Origin of the sequence: Mesorhizobium sp. M1066 (genome assembly GCF_040318635.1) — a bacterium.
In the GTDB taxonomy this organism is placed as follows: Bacteria; Pseudomonadota; Alphaproteobacteria; order Rhizobiales; family Rhizobiaceae; genus Mesorhizobium.
In genome coordinates this window covers 68044-87613 of the sequence record NZ_JAMYMR010000018.1, presented here as the reverse complement: position 1 = coordinate 87613, position 19570 = coordinate 68044, and the positions used below count along the sequence as shown (strand labels likewise).

The following is a 19570-nucleotide window of genomic DNA, read 5'->3' as shown; positions in this document are numbered from 1 at the left end:
ATGGCCGCCTACGACTATATCCATGACGGCACGGCGATCTACGAGCGCTCCTTCGCCATCATCCGCGCCGAGGCCGATCTTTCGCGCTTCTCCGAAGCCGAGGCCGATGTCGCCATCCGCATGATCCATGCCTGCGGCCAGGTCGAAGCATCAAGTCATTTTGTCTTCTCCGCCGATTTCGTTGCCGCCGCGCGCACCGCTTTGGCGGCTGGCGCACCGATCTTCTGCGACGCGCAGATGGTCTCGCACGGCGTCACCCGCGCCAGGCTGCCGGCGGGCAACGAGGTGATCTGCACCTTGCGCGATCCGCGCACGCACGACATTGCCAGGGTGATCGGCAACACCCGCTCCGCCGCCGCGATCGACCTGTGGGGCGACCGCATGGCCGGTTCGGTGGTCGCCATCGGCAACGCGCCGACCGCGCTCTTCTATCTCTTGGAGAAGTTGCGCGACGGCGCGCCGAAACCGGCGGCCATCATCGGCATGCCGGTCGGCTTCGTCGGCGCTGCCGAATCGAAGGACGCGCTGGCCGAGAATTCCTATGGCGTTCCCTACGCCATCGTGCGCGGACGGCTCGGCGGCAGCGCCATGACCGCCGCAGCGCTCAATTCACTGGCGAGGCCCGGCCTGTGAACGCCCTTCTCAAAGGCCGTCTCGTCGGCGTCGGCACCGGTCCCGGCGACCCCGAACTGCTGACGCTAAAAGCCGCGCGCGCCTTGGCGGAAGCCGATGTCGTGGCCTATTTCGCCAAGCGCGGCAACAACAGCAACGCGCGTGCCATTGTCGAAGCGCAGTTCCGGCCCGAAATGACGGAATTGCCGCTGCTCTATCCCGTCACCACCGAAATCGACAAGGACCACGACGACTACCGGTCGCAGATCACGGCTTTCTATGAGGAGTCGGCCGAGAGGGTCGCCGAGCACCTCGAAGCCGGCAGGATGGTTGCCGTGCTGTCCGAAGGCGACCCGCTTTTCTACGGCTCCTATATGCATCTGCATGTGCGCCTCGCCCATCGCTTCCCGACCGAAGTCATTCCCGGCGTCACCGCCATGTCCGGCTGCTGGTCGCAGACGGGTATTCCGATCGTCCAGGGCGACGATGTGCTGACGGTGCTGCCCGGCACGATGAGCGAGTTCGAGCTGACGCGCCGGCTGGCTGACACCGATGCCGCCGTCATCATGAAGGTCGGCCGTAACCTGCCCAAGATCAGGCGGGCGCTGGAGGCGACGGCCAAGCTGTCGCGCGCCGTCTATGTCGAGCGCGGCACCATGGCCGGCAGCGTCTCGATGAAGCTTGCCGACAAACAGGACGACAAAGCGCCCTACTTCGCCATCGTGCTGGTTGCCGGCTGGTCCGGCCGCCCCGGCGTTTTGGGAGCGCAAGCATGAGCGGCCGTCTCACCCTCATCGGCCTTGGCCCCGGCAATGCCGATCAAGTCACGCCGGAAGCCAGCCGCGCTGTCGCCGAGGCGAAATTCTTTTACGGCTACAAACCGTATCTCGACCGGCTGGAATTGCGCCCGGATCAGACCCGCGTCGCTTCCGACAATCGCGAGGAACTCGCCCGCTCCAAGGACGCACTGATCAAAGCCGCCGAGGGCCACGACGTCGCGGTGGTCTCTGGAGGCGATCCCGGCGTGTTCGCCATGGCTGCGGCCGTTTGCGAAGCGATCGAGGCCGGCCCGGCCGAATGGCGCACGGTCGATGTTGCTGTCGTGCCTGGCATCACCGCCATGCTTGCCGTTGCCGCCCGCATCGGCGCGCCGCTCGGCCATGATTTCTGTGCCATCTCGCTGTCCGACAATCTCAAGCCGTGGGAGCTGATCGAACTGCGCTTGCTGGCAGCGGCCGGCGCCGGCTTCGTCATCGCGCTCTACAACCCGATCAGCAAGGCGCGGCCCTGGCAGCTCGGCCGCGCCTTCGAATGCCTCACTGCCATCCTGCCCGGCACCACGCCGGTGATCTTCGGCCGCGCCGCCGGCCGCCCGGACGAGCGTATCGAGGTCTACCTGCTGGCAGACGTCGACGCGCAAAAGGCCGACATGGCCACTTGTATCATCATCGGTTCGCCGGAAACCCGGATCATCAGGCGCGCAGAGAAGCCGGCGCTGGTCTACACGCCGCGTTCGGCAGCGGGCTCGACAAAATGATCGACCCCAAATTGATCGACAATAGCGGCGAGCTGTTCGACGGTTTCAGCCGAAGGCACATCCGGCAGATCAGGCCGTCGGACCATGACCACGTCGAGGCCAAGCGCCCGCGCCGCAGCGATCTTGCCGTATGTGGCCGCGCCGCCGCTGTTCTTGGACACGACGACTTCGATGCGATGCTTTTCGAGCAGCGCGCGCTCATCGGGCTCGCGAAACGGGCCACGGGCCAACAGATATTCGGCATCAGGCACGGCCAACGTGGGCTCGACCGGATCGACACTGCGAATGAGATAGTGGTGCTGGGGTGCTGCTTCAAAGGCGGCGACCTCTTGCCGGCCCAGCGCCAGAAAGACACGGCGCGGCGCCGGTCCAAGCGCTTGCGCGGCATCGCCGAACATATCGACCAGCGTCCAGCGGTCGCCTTCGACAGGCTCCCAGCCAGGGCGCCGCAGGGCAAGGATCGGCACGCCGGCAACGCGCGCGGCTTGCGCGGCACTGGCGGAGATCTGCGCCGCATAGGGGTGCGTGGCGTCGATCAGCAGGTCGGTGCCCGTCTCCCGCAGGTAAGCAGCCAGCCCGTCGGCGCCGCCAAAGCCTCCGGTTCGCACCGGCACGCCCTGTGCGACCGGGCTTTCGGTGCGGCCGGCCAGCGAGAGCGTGATCGAGGCGCGCGCCGCCAGTTTTCCGGCCAGTTGCCGGGCTTCCGTGGTACCGCCGAGGATCAGAATGCGGTGGGTCATCATGCCTGCTAAGGGTCCGCGCGGCGCCAAGCTCACCTCAAGATGGCTCACCATCGTCGGTATCGGCGAGGACGGTTTAGCGGGTCTCGGCGACGAGGCCAAGCAGCGGATTGCCCAGGCGGAGATCATCTTCGGCGGCAAGCGGCACCTGGCGCTGGTCGCTTCCTGCGCCAAGGGCGAGCCGCACCCGTGGCCGGTTCCGTTCGATGCCGAGATGGCTGACGTGCTGGCGCTTGCGGGTAGGCGCGTCTGCGTGCTCGCTTCCGGCGATCCGTTCTTCCACGGCGTCGGCGCCACCCTCGCGCGCAAGGTCAAGCCACAGGAGATGCATGTCATCCCCGCACCGTCGGCCGTTTCGCTGGCGGCCGCGCGCCTTGGTTGGGCGCTGCAGGACATCGAGACCGTCTCGCTGCACGGCCGGCCGCTCGACTTGATCCGGCCGCTGCTGCAGCCAGGCGCGCGCATCTTGGCACTGACGTCGGATAGCGATGCGCCGGCGGCAATAGCGCGCCTGCTCACCGAACTCGACTTCGGCGCATCGCGGCTGACGATCCTGGAGGCGTTGGGTGGGCCAAGCGAGAGCCACCGCACGATCCGCGCCGATGCCTTCGACCTCGAAAGCATCAATCCGCTCAACGTGCTGGCGATCGAAGTTGAATCCGGTCCGGATGCGCGCGTCCTGCCGCTCACATCAGGCCTTGCCGATCATCTGTTCGACCATGACGGCCAGATCACCAAGCGCGAAATCCGTGCCGTCACCCTGTCGGCGCTGGCGCCGAAGCGCGGCGAGTTGCTGTGGGACATCGGCGCTGGTTCCGGTTCCATCGGCATCGAATGGATGCTGGCCCATCCCTCGATGCGCACGATTGCCGTCGAGACCGACCCGATCCGCGCCGCCCGCATTGGCCGCAACGCCGCCGCCTGTGGTGTTCCCGGCCTTGTCGTGGTGGAAGGCAGCGCCCCCAAGGCACTTGCCAGGCTGGAGACACCTGACGCGATCTTCATTGGCGGCGGCGGCAGCGATGCCGGCGTCTTGAACGCTGCCATCAAAGCGCTGCGCACTGGCGGCCGTCTTGTGGCCAATGCGGTGACGCTGGAGATGGAAGCCTTGCTTCTCGCCCGCCATGTCTCGCTTGGCGGCGATCTCACCCGCATCGCCATCTCTCGCGCGTCGCCGGTCGGCGCGATGCAGGCATGGCGGCCAGCCATGCCGGTCACGCAATGGAGCTGGGTGAAGCCATGATGGTCGCGGGCATAGGCTGCCGAAAGGGCGTGAGCGTCGAAGACGTGCTTGCCGCGATCGAAACCGCCCTCGAAGCCTACGGGCTGGCGATGACGGCGCTTTCGGCGCTGGCAACTGCCGAGTTCAAGAAGGATGAAGAAGCGATCGCCACCGCTGGCCGCGTGCTGAACCTTCCGGTCATCGTCGTCGACAACTCAGCACTTCAGGCCGCCTCGTCGGACACGCTCAGCCATTCCGAGCTCTCGCAAGAACTCGCCGGCACCCCATCGGTTTCCGAGGCATCCGCCCTTGCCGTCGCCGGCAAAGGCGCCAGACTGCTCGGGCCCCGCACGGTGCTCGGCCCGGTCACCTGCGCCATCGCCATCAGTGGAGATGCGCCATGACCGTCCATTTCATCGGCGCCGGTCCGGGTGCCGCCGACCTCATCACGCTGCGCGGTGCGAGGCTGCTGGCAAGCTGCCCGGTCTGCCTTCATGCCGGCTCGATCGTCGCGCCCGAATTGCTGCAGCACTGCGCGCCGGGGACAAAACTGATCGACACCGCACCTATGTCGCTCGACGAGATCGAGGCCGAGTATGTCGCGGCGCACAAGGTTGGCCACGATGTCGCCCGCCTGCATTCCGGCGACCTGTCTGTATGGAGCGCCGTGGCCGAGCAGATCCGCCGGTTGGAAAGGCATGGCATTCCCTACACGCTGACGCCCGGCGTCCCCTCCTTCGCCGCTGCTGCCGCCGCATTGCGCCGCGAACTGACCATTCCCGAGATCGCGCAAAGCCTGGTGCTGACCCGCATTTCCGGGCGCGCATCGAAAATGCCGCCCGGCGAAACGCTGGCCGGCTTCGGCCGCACCGGCGCCACGCTGGCTATTCATCTTGCCATCCACGCCATCGACCGCATCGTCGCCGAGCTCACGCCGCACTATGGCGGCGATTGCCCGGTGGCGGTCGTCTTCCGCGCTTCCTGGCCGGACGAGCGCGTGCTGGCCGGGACGCTGGCAACCATCGAGGCGCTGCTCGCCGCCGATCCGATGGAGCGCACGGCGATCATCTTTGTCGGCCGCTCGCTGGCGGCGGAAGGTTTTGGCGAGAGTTCATTATACGACGCCCACTACCAGCGGCGTTTTCGCGGACGGGACGGATTGTGAGCGGCAGCACCAAAAACAAGGGCGAAAACGCCAGGCTCGAACAGGCTTTTGCGCGGCTGAACTTCAAGCCGCGCCAACTGGAACCGGGTCACGTCTGGCTGGCCGGCGCCGGCCCCGGCGACCCCGGCTGCCTGACGCTCGAAGTGCTGGCGGCCTTGGCCGAGGCGGATGCGGTCGTCTATGACGCGCTGGTCTCCCCAGATGTCGTCGCCGTCGCCGAAAATGCCGAGCTTTTCTTTGCCGGCAAGCGCGGCGGCAAACCGTCAATGAAACAGGACGACATCACCGCGCTGCTGGTGCGGCTGGCGCGCGACGGCCGCCGCGTCGTCAGGCTGAAGGGCGGCGATCCCTATATTTTCGGCCGTGGCGGCGAAGAAGCTCTGGCGCTGGCGCGTGAAAACATCCCGTTCCGCGTGCTGCCAGGCCTGACCTCGGGCCTCAGCGCGCTGGCCGCGACCGGCATTCCCGCCACCATGCGCGGCATCAACAAGGCGGTGATCCTGGCCACCGGCCACGCCGCCGGCACCGATGACGATCTCGACTGGGCGGCAATCGCCCGCACCGGCCAGCCTGTCGTCGTCTATATGGGCATGGCCAATCTGCCGCTGATATCAGCCGCACTGCTGGATGGCGGACTGGCGCCGTCGACACCGGCGGCAGTGATCGTCGCCGCGACGACGCCGCAGGAACGAACCGTCGTCGCCACGCTCGCCACCATTGCCGAGGAAGCCGCGGCCGCCGGCCTTGCCTCGCCGGCGCTGATCGTCGTCGGCGGCATCGTCGCCATGCGCGCGGCACTGGTAGGTGCTTTGTGACCGCCCGCGCGATCATCATCGGCGCGCCGCGCTCCGGCTCCGGCAAGACCAGCGTCACCATCGGCATTTTACGCGCGCTCACACGGCGCGGGTTGAAAGTGCGCGGCGCCAAATCCGGCCCCGACTATATCGACCCCGGCTTCCACACCGCCGCCACGGGCCTGTCCGGCGTCAATCTGGACAGCTGGGCGATGCCACCATCGCTGCTCAACGCGCTCGCCGCGCAGGCCGCCGATGACACCGATTTCGTCATCCTCGAAAGCGCCATGGGCCTGTTCGATGGCATTCCGGCCTCGCCGGGGCGCACCGGCTCGGCGGCCGATCTGGCCCGGCTCTACGGCTTGCCGGTGCTGCTGGTGCTCGACGTTTCCGGCCAGTCGACCACCGCGGCCGCCGTCGCCAAGGGTTTTGCCACCTATGATCCGGATGTGCGCATGGCGGGCGTCGTGCTCAACCGGCTGGGCAGCGAGCGGCACCGCAAGCTGTGCAGCGAGGCCATCGAGGCGATCGGCCTGCCGGTCGTCGGCGCCATCCTGCGCGATCCCACGCTCAATTTGCCCGAACGCCATCTCGGCCTCGTCCAGGCTGGAGAATATGACGACCTGATGGCGCATCTCGACCGGCTGGCCGACATGGCGGAAAAGTCGCTCGACCTCGATGCCATTATGGCCCTGGCAACGCCCTTCACCCCGGTAGAAGGCGGCTTCGCCGACGCGCTGGCGCCGCCCGGCCAGCGCATCGCACTGGCCGAGGATGCCGCCTTCACCTTCCTCTATCCACATGTCGCCGCCTACTGGCGCAAGGCGGGTGCGGAAATCGTCCCGTTCTCGCCGCTTGCCGATGAAGCGCCCGACGAGGCTTGCGATGTCTGCTGGCTGCCCGGCGGCTATCCCGAGCTTCATGCCGGAAAGCTCGCCGCCGCCGCGACTTTCCGCGCCGGCATGGTGCGTTTCGCCGCGACGAAGCCCATCCATGGCGAGTGCGGTGGCTTCATGGTGCTGGGCGAAGCGCTGGAGGACGCGTCGGGCGACACGCATGCGATGCTCGGCCTGCTCGGCCATTCCACCAGCTTCGCCAAACGCAAGATGAATCTCGGCTACCGCGAGGCGCGGTTGCGCGCCGACTGCCCGCTGGGCTCGGCTGGGGCGCTGATCCGAGGCCACGAATTCCACTATGCGCAGATGACGGCCACCGGCAATGACGAGCCGCTCGCCGACCTCGCCGACGGGCAGGGCAATCCGATCGGCGCCTCGGGCTACCGGCGCGGCCATGTCAGCGGCACCTTCTTCCATGCCATTGCGAGGGGCTAGAGCATGAAGTTCAGGAATCTGGCCCTTTCCCCGCGGCAGGTCGTCGACGACATCGCGCTATGCCTGGTCTTCTTCACCCGTCTGCCGCTGCCCGTCTTCGATTTCCGCGGCCGCAGCCTCGCCGCGGCGATCTGGGCGGCCCCCATTGCCGGACTTGTCGTCGGCTTGATCGGCGCGATCGTCTTTGCCACGGCGGAACGGTTTGGCCTTGCCATCGGTCCGGCGGCGGCACTTGCTCTCGTGGCAACCGTGCTCACCACCGGCTGCCTGCATGAGGACGGGCTATCCGACGTCGCCGACGGTTTTGGCGGCGGCAAATCACGCGGCAAAAAACTCGAGATCATGCGCGACAGCCGCATCGGCGCCTATGGTGCGGCGGCGCTTGGCCTGTCGCTGCTGATCCGCTGGAGCGCGCTGTCGGAGTTCGTCGATCCCACTCAGGCCCTCTTCGCCCTCATAGCCGCACACGCGGCCTCGCGCGGCGTGATCGGCGCTTTCATGCATCTGCTGCCTCCAGCGCGCGTCGACGGCCTCTCGGCCGATGCCGGCACCGTCTCGCAGGAAACCGCCATGGCCGGCGCCGTGCTCGGCGCGATCCCGCTGCTCCTGCTCGGATTGGGCGGCGCCGTCTTCGCGCTGATCCTGCTTGGCCTGCTGTTTGCCGCTTTCCGCGCCCTTTGCCTCAACCAGATCGATGGCCAGACCGGCGACACGATCGGAGCCTTGCAGCAGGCAAGCGAGATCGCGGTGCTGCTCGTCGCTTCCGTAGCGCTTTCCTGATCCCCTGGCCTGATTCTCTTGGCCTGATTCCTTTTCGGAGACTTTGCCCCCATGCCCTTCAAATCCCTTAGTGAATTGCGCGCCGCCTGCCTCGACCTGCCGGCCGGCAGCGATGCCGCGGCCAATGCGGTCGCCCGCCGCCAGGACACGCTGACCAAGCCGCAAGGCAGCCTCGGCCGGCTGGAGGCGATCGCGGCATGGCTGGCGCGCTGGCAGGGCCGCAACATGCCAAAGCTCGACCGCGTCAAGGTTTTCGTCTTCGCCGGCAACCATGGCGTCACCGCGCAAGGTGTGTCGGCCTATCCTTCTGAGGTCACCGTGCAGATGGTGGCGAACTTCGCCGGTGGCGGTGCCGCCATCAATCAGCTCGCCCGTATGGCTGGCGCCGAACTCGACGTCATTCCGCTCGATCTCGACTATCCCACGGGCGACTTCACGCAAGGTCCGGCCATGGACGACAAGGCGTTTCTCGCCGCAGTATCCACCGGCTATGACGCGGTTACAAAAGATCTCGACCTGATCTGCTTCGGCGAGATGGGCATCGGCAACACCACGCCGGCCGCCGCCATCACGGCGGCTTTGTTCGGCGGTGGCGCGGAAAAATGGACCGGACGCGGTACCGGTGTCGATGACGCCGGGTTGAAGCGCAAGGTGGTCGCCATCGAAGCTGGCCTGAAGCGCCACGCCGCCGTCCTTGCCGATCCGCTTGGCATTGCTGCGGCACTCGGAGGCCGCGAACTCGCCGCCATCTTCGGCGCCACGCTCGCCGCCCGCCATCTGGGCATACCCGTGCTGCTCGACGGCTTCGTCTGCACCGCAGCCGCGGCCCCACTGGCAAAGCTGCACCCGACCGGGCTCGCCCACACCATCGCCGCTCACGTGTCGGCCGAGTCGGGCCATCGCGGCCTGCTCGAAGCCCTCGGCCTGCCGCCGCTGCTCGATCTCGGCATGCGGCTCGGCGAAGGCTCCGGCGCCTGCCTCGCCGTCAACATCGTCCGTTCGGCGCTGGAGTGCCATGCCCGTATGGCGAGTTTTGCCGAGGCTGGCGTTTCGGAGAAGTAATCGTCAACTTCCCTGCTCAAGGCATACAAGCCACGTGAAAAGTAGTGTCGCCGGCGTCTTCCAATGGCCCAGATTCTCAAATATATCTTGCGGATGAAGAAACTTCATCCTGCCGCAGCTGCAGTGTTTATCGCCGGGGCGGTCGCCGCTGTACTCCGCCACAGCAGCTATTCAAGTCATGGCCCGATCGATACCGGCATTTTCGTTGTCTTCCTGGTCTTCTTCTGGTGGCTCATCAGCGATTTCTCAGGCGGGGAAGGTGGAGTTGATGTCAACGAAACTGCAAGCGCGAAAGAAAGTATTGCATTTCGATTCGGCAGGTTTCTGAGCCGCATTTCTCGACGCGGTTAGATCGCTTGAGGCCCACCATTGCTGGTTAAACATCGGGGCCAGACCATTGGCCCGAGACGCGCCAAACGCGTCTCGCTTTCAGGGTCTTTCCACCAAGTCTTCTAGGAATTTGGTGGGTGCGCACAGGATTGAACTGTGGACCCGCTGATTAAGAGTCAGCTGCTCTACCAACTGAGCTACGCACCCACTCGGCCGGCAAAAACCGGCGTTGGCGGGCATATAGCCGCCACCATCCGTCATGTCCAGCCCTGCCGGAGTCATTTCCCGACAAATCGCTTTCAGCCCGCCGCGATCAGACGAACAGCTTGCCCTCCGCCACCTTGATCGCGTTGCCGCCAATGCGCGCCGAGGCCAGTTTTCCGCCTTGCACGGTCAGTTCGAGGCGGATGCGCGATGGCCGGCCCATCTCCAGCCCCTGCTCGATCCACAGCTGCGAAATGCCGTCGGTCGGCGCGTCGAAATGCATGATGGCGCCGGCAAAGGCCGCAGCCGCCGAGCCGGTCGCCGGATCCTCGTAGGAAGGCGTGCCGGGCACGATCATGCGCACATGGAAGGCGCTTTCGTGGTTCACCGTTTCGCGGCAGTAGACATAGGGACTGGCGAAGGCCCACTCGCTCTTGCGCGGCGCCAGTTCCGACCAGGCCTGGTTGTCCAGCCGGATCCGGCCCGCCGCCTCGAGATTGGCAACCGGAATGGTGACGTAGGGCACGCCGGCCGACCAGAACGCGACGCGGTGATTCTCGAAGCCGATTTCATGCGGCGTCAACCCAAGGGCGGCGCCGATCGCCTCCGGATCGGCCTCGAGCTTCAGCGGTTCCGGCAGCTTCGCCAGGTCGAACTCGGCGAAGGTATTGCCGTCGTGCTTGCTGACGGCGCAACGCACCGGGCCGATGTTTTCCTCCAGCACGAAGATGCCGGCGCCGCCCTCCTCCGCCAGTTCGGCCAGCGCGATCGCGGCGCCGACCGTCGGATGACCGGCGAACGGCATTTCATAGTCGGGGGTGAAGATTCGAATGCGGTTTTTGTGCTTGGGATTGTCCGGCGGCAGCACGAAAACCGATTCCGACAGGTTGAACTCGCGCGCGATGGCCTGCATCGCGGCCGTGTCCAATCCCTTGCTGTCCAGCACGACGGCCAAGGGATTGCCGGCCAGTCGCTCGGTCGTAAACACATCGTAAAGCAAGTAATTCCGGGTTTTCATTCCTGCCTCAATCCAAACATGGGCGAAATTTAATTTGATATTTGAACCAGTAAGCCTGATCTGTGCACAGATAGGGACATTACGCATTATAGGGGTCCAGCGTGGACCAGATTGTCAATCTGCCAAAGACGGAATCGGATTCCGCCATCGAGACGGCGCTTGGGCTCGACCAGACGGGGCGGCGCAAGTCGCGCCGGCGCGGCTGGCTCTATGCGCTGCTGGCGCTGATCGTGCTCGTCGCCGGGCTTGGTGCCTATCAGTGGTATGCCGGCTCGCCGGCCAGGATCGACTACACCACCGTGCCTGCCGCCAAGGCCGACCTCACCGTCGCGGTGTCGGCGACCGGCACGCTGCAGCCGCTCACCCAGGTCGACATTTCAAGCGAACTGTCCGGCATCATCCGCTCGGTCTCGGCCGAGGAGAACCAGCAGGTCAAGAAGGGTGACGTGCTGGCGACACTCGACACGGTGAAACTCGAGGTCCAGATCGAGCGCGCCGAAGCTTCGGCAAAGGCCGCCGCCGCCAATGTCGAGGACGCCACGGTTACGCTGGCCGAAAACGAGAAGGCGCTGGTGCGCGCCGCGGAACTGACCAGGCGCGGCATGGCGACCGACCAGTCGCTTGAAGCAGCAACCGCCACGCGCGACCGTTCCAAGGCAGCGCTGGACAGTGCGCAGGCCAACCTCGCCATCGCCCAGGCCGACCTCAAGGCGCAGCAGACCGACCTTGCCAAGAGCACCATCTATGCGCCGATCGACGGCATCGTGCTGACGCGATCGGTCGATCCCGGCCAGACGGTTGCCTCCTCGCTGCAGGCGCCGGTGCTGTTCATCATCGCCGCCGATCTCAGGAACATGGAACTGGTGGCGGCGGTCGACGAGGCCGACATCGGCGCGGTCAAGTCAGGCCAGCACGCCCGCTTCACCGTGGATGCCTTCCCCGAGCGGCCGTTCGATGCCGAGATCCGCGACATCTCCTATGCCTCGGTCACCACCGACGGCGTCGTCACCTACAATGCGCGGCTCGAGGTCGACAACAACGAGTTGTTGCTGCGGCCCGGCATGACCGCCACCGTTTCGGTCGTCACCAAGCAGGCCAAGGGCGTGCTCACCGTACCCGCCACCGCCTTCCGCTATCGCCCTGCCCAACAGGCCGCCCGCGGCTGGAGCCTGAGCGACCTGTTCACCGGCCGCATGGGGCGCCCCGGCGGCAACCGCCAGCGCCAGGCCGCCACAGTGCCCACTGACGGCTCGCGCACGCTCTATGTGCTGGAAAACGGGCGCCCGCGTCCGGTCAACGTCAAGATCGGCTCCACCGACGGCGAGCTGACCGAGATCATTTCGGGCCTGGATGAAGGCGCTCAAATCATCACTGCGTCGCAGCAGCGGAGCTGACGCCGTGGCTGCGGGCGCGACCCTCATCACCTTCGACAAGGTCTGGAAGAGCTATGGCCAGGGCGAGGCCAAGGTGCATGCGCTGGCCGGCGTCGATCTTGCCATCCGGCGTGGCGAATTCGTCGCCATCATGGGGCCGTCCGGCTCCGGCAAGTCGACGGCGATGAACATCATCGGCTGCCTCGACACGCCGACGGCCGGAACCTATTCCTTCATGGGCATCGATGCCGGCCGCCTCGACCGTAACCGCCGCGCCATGCTGCGCAACCTTTATGTCGGCTTCGTCTTCCAGGGCTACAACCTGCTGGCCCGCACCACGGCGGCCGAAAATGTCGAACTGCCGCTGATCTATCGCGGCGTCGCCGCCCGCGAGCGCCGCGACCTCGCCATGCAGGCCTTGGCGGAGGTCGGCCTTGTCGGCCGCGAGCACCACACGCCGGCCGAACTGTCCGGCGGCCAGCAGCAGCGCGTGGCGATCGCGCGCGCCATCGTCACCCGCCCGACACTCCTCGTCGCCGACGAGCCGACCGGCAATCTCGACACCGCCCGCACGCACGAGATCATGGAGCTGCTCACCCGGCTCAACACCGAGCTTGGCCTGACCATCGCCATGGTCACGCATGAGGCCGACGTCGCCGACTATGCCGAGCGCACCATCCGCTTCCTCGACGGCCATGTCGCTTCGGATTCCAGGAAGCTGGAGATCGCACAGCCATGATCTGGGAAACCGTCCGCCTCTCGCTGCGCTCGATCCGCCGCAACGTGCTGCGCTCGTTCCTGACGCTGCTCGGCATCGTCATCGGCGTTGCCGCCGTCATCGCCATGCTGACCATCGGCTCGGGCACCACAGCAAAGGTCAAGGCCGACATCTCCAAGCTCGGCAGCAATCTGCTGGTGGTCCGCTCCGGCCGTCCGGCCGGCCCCGGCGGACCGGGCGGGCTCGACCAGGTGGTGCGTCCGCTCGCGGAAAAGGACCTTGCGGCACTTGTGGCGCATCTCAGCGGCGCGCGCGCGATTTCGCCGGCCTCGCAAAAGCAGGTGCGTGTCATCTTCGGCACCGAGAGCCTGACCTCGGGCGTCACCGGCACCGACAGCGCCTATCTCGATGCGCGCGACTGGAAGCTGGTGTCGGGCCGCCCGTTCAGCGATTCCGAAACCCGCTCGGGCACCGGCGTGTGCCTGATCGGCGAAACGGTGCGCCAGCAGTTCTTCGGCGCCGGCGATCCGGAGGGCGAGATCATCCGCGTCAACCGCACCTCCTGCAAGATCATCGGCCTGCTCGAGCCCAAGGGCTATACCGGCTTCGGCCAGGACCAGGACAATGTCGTGCTGATGCCGCTGCACGCCTACCAGCGCCGCATCGCCGGCAACCGCGACATCGACAACATATACATCGCCGCCGACGACCGCACGCCGACCAGCGAGTTGCAGCCCCGCGTCGAGGACATTTTGCGAGACGCGCGCCGCATCACGCCCGACCGCGAGAGCGATTTCGCCATCCGCGACATGACCCAGATCGCCGACGCCATGGCCAGCGCCACAACCACCATGACCGGCATGCTGGGCGCCGTCGCCGGCGTCAGCCTGCTGGTCGGCGGCATCGGCATCATGAACATCATGCTGGTGTCGGTCACCGAACGCACACGCGAGATCGGCATCAGGCTCGCCATCGGCGCGCATGAAAAGCACATACTGATCCAGTTCCTGGTCGAGGCGACGGTGCTGTCGCTGCTCGGCGGCATCATCGGCATCCTGCTCGGCCTGGCGCTGGCCGGCCTCGCCGCGGTGACGCTGACCATCCCGTTCGCGCCGAGCCCGGCGGTGATCCTGCTCGCCGTCGGCTTTTCCGCGCTGATCGGCATGGTGTTCGGCTTCTTCCCTGCTCTGCGCGGCGCAAGGCTCGATCCGATCGACGCGCTAAGGCACGAGTAGGGTGGCGCCTCGGTCGCATCCGGCACTCTGTCCGGATTTGCACAACCTTTGCTTGTTCGTCCCGCGCCGGCACTGTCATTGCGAGGTTCGCGATGGTAGGGCAATTCACCTTGGGCGGAGGAATGGCGGATGAGCAAGAAGGCGCGACTGGTCCTGGCGATGGTCATCATCGAGGCCTTCCTTGCAGGTATCTGGTGGTATCTCGCCCGCTTCGGCATGGCCAATCCCGATCGCGTCACCGCTGACTTCCAGGCAGTCGTCGGCCAGACCATGGGAATGGCGATGGGCGGCTTGCTCGGCATCGGCTTCATCCTGTTCCTCGTCGCCGCCCGCAACGATCGCAACGCGGCACAGAACAAGACGCGCCCTTAATTCCTGTTTGCGAAATGCCACTCGATCAGCGGCTTCATGTGCGGCGAGAGCCCATCCGGCAGGTCGGCCGCATGGCGGATGATCACCGGCCCCTCGATCTCCGGGTCGGTCTCGGTGGCGACGAAGGCCGAGATGCGCCTGGCGATCTCGTCTGCGGACGCCGTCTCGTGATAGCGGCGGAAGATCACCGTGCCGCTGCTGGTCGACATGGCGTGGTAGCGCTTGCCGCGTTCAGCACCTGACAGGTCGAGACCGGTTTCCTCGCGCACCTCGCGGATCATGTTGAAATCGACATCGACCAGCCCATCGCGAAAATCGACCGGCTCGAACGAGCCGGCAGCGAAATAGACGCGGCCGGCGTTGACTGTGTGAGGACCCATGCGGATCGCCACCAGCGCATTGTCGCCGGCCACCAGCATGGCATGGGCATAGGCATGCTCGGCGCCCGAATTCTCGCGCCGCTTCCGCCACAGCATGAACGTCGAGTAGTTGACCGCATGGCAGCGGCCGACGAGACGGCTGTCGCGGTAGGCAAGTTGCGACAGCAGCACCACCATGCCGTCGAACAGCGCCGGATTGGCAGCGATTTCGCGCTGCCAGTTTTCGGCGATGGCCTCTGCATTGTTCAAGGCGAACGGATGCGGGTCAGGATCGAGCCGCACGTCGATAGCGTCGACCGGCAGGATGACGTTGCGCGGCAGGTCGAAACTCATACCGTATCAGGCCCCAATACTGCTTACCGGACAATGTCCAGCGTGATCGCCACCGGGCAATGGTCCGATGCCTTCGGCCGGTCCCAGCCGGCGCGCGGAAACCGGTCAACCTCCTGGCCGGGCGGAAAAATGGTGCGCCAGGGCTGGCCGTTGCGGATGATGTCGGGAACAGCCGTTGCGTTGCTGGCGGCGAGCCCCTTCGACAGCAGGATGTAGTCGAGCTGGCACAGATGCCGCTCTTCCGGTCCGCGCGTGTGGTAAAAACTCCAGCGGTTCATTTCCGGCCGCCGCTCGACGACATTTTCGCAAAAGTCGCCTGCCGTCAGCACGTTGATGCAGGACAGGGCTTCGTCGACCACCTCGAAGCGATAACCGTCGATCGCATCGCCGGCTACCTTCACGCGCTGGCGATAGTCATTCATGTCGCCGCAGATCGCCCAGCGTTTGTCGGCGGCCCCACTTTTGTCAGCGGTGTCCCCACCGAAGCGCTCCTCGATGATGCGGCGCACGGCCTGCGCCTCCGCGATGCGCACCGGCATCGTCGCCTCGCGCCCGTCGAGCCCGTTGCGCGGCGAGCCCATCGACTTGAAATGCACGAGATAGAGCGTCAGCGGCACACCGCCCACGGTGACGTCGATCTCCAGGCAGTCGCGCCGGAAAATGCGCTCATTGGCCTGATTGCCCAGTGCCTCGAGTTCCGGCGTGTGCAGCCCGAACTGCTCGTAGGTGACATAGGCATGGCTGGTCATGCGCACGAATTCGATCGGCTGCCCCTGCGCGGTCTCGTTGCGCATCATCACGGCAACGTCGATGCCGCGCGAATCATTGCCCGCTGTGGTGTATTTCTGCCGGTAGCCCTGCCCCACCATCTTGAACAGATAGCCGTATTCGAAGGCCTTCAGCGCCTCGATGTTGTCGACCTCCTGCATGCAGATGATGTCGGCCCGGGTGGCAGCGATTGCCAGCGCCGTCAGTTGGCGCGTGTCGTCGGACTGTGCGATGGCGCGGGCCTGCTCCAGCATCCTGTATTCGGCCTCGCTCTGGATATCGAACAGCGCCAGCGTGCGATCCTCGTTGAGCTGGTTGCGATAGCCGGAATAATCGAACCTGTTCATCAGGTTCTCGACATTGAAGGTGGCAAGGCGCAGCGACATGCCATGACCTTTGCCCGCAAGTGCTTCGGAAAACAAGCTCGCAGGAGCACCAGCTGAGATCGATTGGTCCTAGGGGCGTTCACGTCATGGTTGACGGAACCTTTCCGTTCATCCGCCGTTCAGATGCAAACATCCATTGTTGCCCCATTCCTCGGGTGGGCGTGGGGCCTGTAACTCTTGGAGAGTGCAATGAATTCGCTCTTTTCTTCCACGGTCAAATCGGGGCTGATAGCCCTCGGTATCCTCTCCGGCATCACGGCACCATCCGCCGCCGGACCGATCATGCAGCCGGACCTGTCGATTCCCACCAGCACGGCGGCGCCGAATGTCACGCCGGTCCGCGATAGCTGGGCGGGCGGCAACAACCGTCAGTTCAACAACGACAATTGGAGATGGCGCCGGTCAGGCAATTGGGACGGCGGCCGTCGACACTGGCACGGCGGCGGCGGTAACTGGAATGGTGGAGACAACTGGCGTTGGCGCCATGGTCGCCATCACTATCGTGGCGGCCGTTACTACGATGACGGCGCGAGTGCAGCGATTCTGGGCCTTGGGCTGGGGCTTGGCCTCGGCAGCATGTACAACAACTACGACTACTATGACCGGCCAGCGCCACGCCGCTACTACCGCGCGGGACGGCTTTCGAGCGCTCATGTCCAATGGTGCTACAACCGCTACCGGTCGTACCGGGCCTACGACAACACCTTCCAGCCCTACAACGGCCCGCGCCAGCAGTGCTACTCACCCTATTGATGCGCTGGCCTGTAGCTGAGCTGACCGACAAAATGAAAAACGGCGCCACGTGGCGCCGTTTCTTGTTCATGGAAGCTGCTGTTTTCGAGCGCTTGTGGATTTCGCTCAGTTCTTCGCCTTGTCGACCAGCTTGTTCTTGGAAATCCACGGCATCATCGCGCGCAGCTTGGCACCGACTTCCTCGATCTGGTGGCTGTCATTGTTGCGGCGGATGCCCTTGAAGCGGGACATGCCGGCGCGGTATTCCTGCATCCACTCCGAGGTGAACTTGCCGGTTTGGATGTCCTTCAGCACGCGCTTCATCTCGGCCTTGGTCTCAGCGGTGATGATGCGCGGGCCTGAGACATATTCGCCCCATTCGGCGGTGTTCGAGATCGAGTAGTTCATGTTGGCGATGCCGCCTTCATAGATCAGGTCGACGATCAGCTTGACCTCGTGCAGGCACTCGAAATAGGCCATCTCAGGCGCGTAGCCGGCTTCCACCAGCGTCTCGAAACCGGCCCGGATCAGCTCGACCAGACCGCCGCACAGCACGACCTGCTCGCCGAACAGGTCGGTCTCGCATTCCTCGCGGAAATTGGTCTCGATGATGCCCGAACGGCCGCCGCCGACGCCGCAGGCGTAGGACAGCGCCAGGTCGAGCGCATTGCCCGAAGCGTCCTGGTTGACGGCGACCAGGCACGGCACGCCGCCGCCCTTCTGGTATTCGCCGCGCACCGTGTGGCCGGGACCCTTCGGCGCGATCATGACGACGTCGACCGTCGACTTCGGCTCGATCAGGCCGAAATGCACGTTGAGGCCGTGTGCGAAGGCGATTGCGGCACCGTCGCGGATGTTCGGCGCGATCTCGTTTTTGTAGATGTCGGCCTGCAGTTCGTCCGGCGTTGCCATCATCATCAGGTCGGCCCATTTGGCGGCGTCCGCCACGCTCATCACCTTGAGCCCGTCGGCCTCGACCTTCTTGGCGGTCGCCGAGCCGGCCTTGAGGCCGATGGCGATCTCCTTGGCGCCGGAATCCTTGAGATTGAGCGCATGCGCCCTGCCTTGGCTGCCATAGCCGATGATGGCGATCTTCTTGCCCTTGATCAGATTGAGATCGGCATCACGATCGTAATAGACGCGCATTTTGTCTTCCTTCCCGTTTTTACAAATCAGAGGCCTTGCGGCCCGGTTTTTGCTCCATGAAGAGCGAGAAACTGCTGCGTCGCCCGCGCGGCATCGCCGCCGATCGCCGCCTCAGTCAATTCCAGCCGGTCGCCGAGCAGCAGACGGATCTGCACGTCGCGGGCGACCAGCCCGAAAAAGGTGCGGAAGGCCGTTTCGGCATCCGCGAAATCCAAAAGCCCGGTCCGTCGGCCGGCCTCAAGCACCGGCTTCAGCCGTTTGGCCAATGCGAAGCGGCCGTTCTCCAGCACCACGGCGCCGAGATTGTCCTTGCCGGAACCGGCATGGCTGACCGCCACCCGGTTGAGGGCGATCGACGTGTCGCTGGAGATCACCTTAAGCCAGTCCGAGGCAAAGCGTTCGAGGCTTGCGGTCAGCGAGGCAAGATCGAGCCCCTTGCCGTCAACCGGCGCCACCCGCACTTTCGAGGCCTGCCACTGCACCGTCGCCGTCAGCAGCCCGTCACGGTCGCCGAACCATTTATAGAGCGTTTCCTTGGAGCAGCTGGCGCGGCGCGCCACGGCGGTCATGGTCAGATGATCGCCCTCCTCGACCAGCAGCCGCAACGCCGCGTCGAGGACGGCCTTCTGCCGTTCTGTCAGCGCTTCGCTGGTGTCCATATCGGGCAAGATGTGCAACACGCTCTTCTCTCGAAAGGCAGGCCACCGATCACTCGGCAATCCGTACCGTACGTTACGGTTCGGCATATTGCGCATTCCAAGGCCGCACGCAAGAGGACGAGAGCAAAATATCTGCAAGTGGATGAGCGTTGCCGCGCGCGACAAGCCTCGCCTAGTCGCCGGCTGGCGGTTGACGCAGCCGTCCAAGCAATGCCGAGACCATGGTCAGCTCATCCGCCGACAATTTGGCGCCTACCAGTTCCGCAATCGAGCGTCCGTAGACAGCCCACATCTGGCGGCGTGTCTCTCGCCCGCTGGCGGTGATGCGGATGGTCTGGCCACGGCCGTCATCGGCCACCGGCAGCTTCTCCACCAGTCCGTCGGCCTCTAGGCGGGCCAGAAGCCGAGAGATGTTGTATTGCGCGAACAGCGTGCGCTCGATGAGCTGGAACGGCCGCAGCCCGCCCTCACCCGCCTCGGCGAGCTCATGCAGCACGTCGTACCAGGCAAGCGGCGGCAGGCCGGCGGCCTTCAACGCCTCCTCGGCGCTTTCCATCAGCTGGCGCGAAACGCGCATCAGGCGAGCCCAGGCCTTGATGGCTTCGGGCGAAGGCATGGCTTTCTCAGTCATGGTGCATCCCTAGACGATAGATGCAATTGCATCAAGCTTGAC

The 19570-nt window shown here is 65.4% G+C and carries 23 protein-coding genes and 1 tRNA gene; 16 read left to right on the top strand and 8 right to left on the bottom strand.

What is annotated here, in order from left to right; all coding sequences use genetic code 11:
• From NKH52_RS21565 to NKH52_RS21555, 3 genes are read left to right on the top strand one after another with little or no spacing between them, the layout of a single operon-like run.
• Complete coding sequence (locus NKH52_RS21565) at positions 1–633, top strand: precorrin-8X methylmutase (RefSeq protein WP_352733393.1); 633 nt, start codon at positions 1–3, stop codon at positions 631–633.
• Positions 630–1388, top strand: a complete 759-nt coding sequence (locus NKH52_RS21560) for a precorrin-2 C(20)-methyltransferase (RefSeq protein ID WP_352733396.1) — start codon at positions 630–632, stop codon at positions 1386–1388. Before NKH52_RS21565 ends, NKH52_RS21560 begins: the two co-directional genes overlap by 4 nt.
• Entirely contained in the window at positions 1385–2149 is a 765-nt protein-coding gene (locus NKH52_RS21555) for a precorrin-3B C(17)-methyltransferase (protein WP_352733399.1), read from the top strand. Before NKH52_RS21560 ends, NKH52_RS21555 begins: the two co-directional genes overlap by 4 nt.
• On the opposite strand, the gene NKH52_RS21550 is transcribed toward NKH52_RS21555, so the two are convergent.
• Positions 2113–2889 carry a cobalt-precorrin-6A reductase gene (locus NKH52_RS21550; RefSeq protein WP_352733401.1) on the bottom strand — a complete coding sequence of 259 codons (777 nt, stop codon included), beginning with the start codon at positions 2887–2889 and terminating at the stop codon, positions 2113–2115. The two genes, NKH52_RS21555 and NKH52_RS21550, sit on opposite strands and share 37 nt — an antisense overlap.
• Position 2890: 1 nt before the next feature.
• Between NKH52_RS21550 and cbiE the strand changes: the two genes are divergently transcribed.
• The 8 genes from cbiE (at position 2891) to NKH52_RS21510 (ending at position 9594) form a co-directional block, all read left to right on the top strand.
• Entirely contained in the window at positions 2891–4132 is a 1242-nt protein-coding gene (gene cbiE, locus NKH52_RS21545; RefSeq protein WP_352733404.1) for a precorrin-6y C5,15-methyltransferase (decarboxylating) subunit CbiE, read from the top strand.
• Positions 4129–4515, top strand: a complete 387-nt coding sequence (locus NKH52_RS21540) for a cobalamin biosynthesis protein (protein WP_352733406.1) — start codon at positions 4129–4131, stop codon at positions 4513–4515. The genes cbiE and NKH52_RS21540 overlap by 4 nt, the downstream gene beginning before the upstream one ends.
• Positions 4512–5276 carry a precorrin-4 C(11)-methyltransferase gene (gene cobM, locus NKH52_RS21535; protein ID WP_352733409.1) on the top strand — a complete coding sequence of 255 codons (765 nt, stop codon included), beginning with the start codon at positions 4512–4514 and terminating at the stop codon, positions 5274–5276. The genes NKH52_RS21540 and cobM overlap by 4 nt, the downstream gene beginning before the upstream one ends.
• Complete coding sequence (gene cobA, locus NKH52_RS21530) at positions 5273–6091, top strand: uroporphyrinogen-III C-methyltransferase (RefSeq protein WP_352733412.1); 819 nt, start codon at positions 5273–5275, stop codon at positions 6089–6091. Before cobM ends, cobA begins: the two co-directional genes overlap by 4 nt.
• Positions 6088–7401, top strand: coding sequence for a cobyrinic acid a,c-diamide synthase CobB (locus NKH52_RS21525; RefSeq protein WP_352733415.1), 1314 nt, complete (start codon positions 6088–6090; stop codon positions 7399–7401). Before cobA ends, NKH52_RS21525 begins: the two co-directional genes overlap by 4 nt.
• A gap of 3 nt (positions 7402–7404) precedes the next feature.
• The gene (locus NKH52_RS21520; protein WP_352733418.1) at positions 7405–8181 is read left to right on the top strand and encodes an adenosylcobinamide-GDP ribazoletransferase; all 777 of its coding nucleotides are present in this window, start codon (positions 7405–7407) and stop codon (positions 8179–8181) included.
• Positions 8182–8232: 51 nt separating this feature from the next.
• A complete protein-coding gene (gene cobT, locus NKH52_RS21515) occupies positions 8233–9243 on the top strand; it encodes a nicotinate-nucleotide--dimethylbenzimidazole phosphoribosyltransferase (RefSeq protein WP_352733421.1) in 1011 nt (336 codons plus the stop codon).
• Between the two features lie 63 nt (positions 9244–9306).
• Positions 9307–9594, top strand: a complete 288-nt coding sequence (locus NKH52_RS21510) for a hypothetical protein (protein WP_352733424.1) — start codon at positions 9307–9309, stop codon at positions 9592–9594.
• Between the two features lie 110 nt (positions 9595–9704).
• Here the strand turns inward: NKH52_RS21510 and NKH52_RS21505 are convergent.
• A tRNA-Lys gene (locus tag NKH52_RS21505) sits at positions 9705–9780 on the bottom strand.
• A 106-nt stretch (positions 9781–9886) separates the two neighbouring features.
• A complete protein-coding gene (locus NKH52_RS21500) occupies positions 9887–10795 on the bottom strand; it encodes a PhzF family phenazine biosynthesis protein (RefSeq protein ID WP_352551912.1) in 909 nt (302 codons plus the stop codon).
• Positions 10796–10896: 101 nt separating this feature from the next.
• Between NKH52_RS21500 and NKH52_RS21495 the strand changes: the two genes are divergently transcribed.
• From NKH52_RS21495 to NKH52_RS21480, 4 genes are all read left to right on the top strand, one after another.
• Positions 10897–12189, top strand: a complete 1293-nt coding sequence (locus NKH52_RS21495; RefSeq protein ID WP_352733426.1) for an efflux RND transporter periplasmic adaptor subunit — start codon at positions 10897–10899, stop codon at positions 12187–12189.
• A gap of 4 nt (positions 12190–12193) precedes the next feature.
• Complete coding sequence (locus NKH52_RS21490) at positions 12194–12907, top strand: ABC transporter ATP-binding protein (protein ID WP_027034834.1); 714 nt, start codon at positions 12194–12196, stop codon at positions 12905–12907.
• Positions 12904–14121: an ABC transporter permease gene (locus NKH52_RS21485; protein WP_352733429.1), complete on the top strand. Its 1218-nt coding sequence runs from the start codon at positions 12904–12906 to the stop codon at positions 14119–14121. The genes NKH52_RS21490 and NKH52_RS21485 overlap by 4 nt, the downstream gene beginning before the upstream one ends.
• 129 nt (positions 14122–14250) lie before the next feature.
• Positions 14251–14493, top strand: coding sequence for a hypothetical protein (locus NKH52_RS21480; protein ID WP_352733432.1), 243 nt, complete (start codon positions 14251–14253; stop codon positions 14491–14493).
• On the opposite strand, the gene NKH52_RS21475 is transcribed toward NKH52_RS21480, so the two are convergent.
• Positions 14490–15206, bottom strand: a complete 717-nt coding sequence (locus tag NKH52_RS21475) for a hypothetical protein (RefSeq protein ID WP_352733434.1) — start codon at positions 15204–15206, stop codon at positions 14490–14492. The two genes, NKH52_RS21480 and NKH52_RS21475, sit on opposite strands and share 4 nt — an antisense overlap.
• Positions 15207–15229: 23 nt before the next feature.
• Positions 15230–16360, bottom strand: a complete 1131-nt coding sequence (locus tag NKH52_RS21470; protein WP_352733437.1) for an endonuclease/exonuclease/phosphatase family protein — start codon at positions 16358–16360, stop codon at positions 15230–15232.
• Between the two features lie 189 nt (positions 16361–16549).
• On the opposite strand from NKH52_RS21470, the gene NKH52_RS21465 reads away from it, so the two are divergent.
• Entirely contained in the window at positions 16550–17113 is a 564-nt protein-coding gene (locus tag NKH52_RS21465; RefSeq protein ID WP_352733440.1) for a BA14K family protein, read from the top strand.
• 105 nt (positions 17114–17218) lie between these two features.
• On the opposite strand, the gene ilvC is transcribed toward NKH52_RS21465, so the two are convergent.
• The 3 genes from ilvC to NKH52_RS21450 all read right to left on the bottom strand — a co-directional run bounded on the left by ilvC (position 17219) and on the right by NKH52_RS21450 (position 19528).
• A complete protein-coding gene (gene ilvC, locus NKH52_RS21460) occupies positions 17219–18238 on the bottom strand; it encodes a ketol-acid reductoisomerase (protein ID WP_352733442.1) in 1020 nt (339 codons plus the stop codon).
• A gap of 26 nt (positions 18239–18264) precedes the next feature.
• The gene (locus tag NKH52_RS21455; protein ID WP_164780063.1) at positions 18265–18918 is read right to left on the bottom strand and encodes a TetR/AcrR family transcriptional regulator; all 654 of its coding nucleotides are present in this window, start codon (positions 18916–18918) and stop codon (positions 18265–18267) included.
• A 151-nt stretch (positions 18919–19069) separates the two neighbouring features.
• Entirely contained in the window at positions 19070–19528 is a 459-nt protein-coding gene (locus NKH52_RS21450; protein WP_127293167.1) for a MarR family winged helix-turn-helix transcriptional regulator, read from the bottom strand.
• Between the last annotated feature and the right edge of the window lie 42 nt (positions 19529–19570).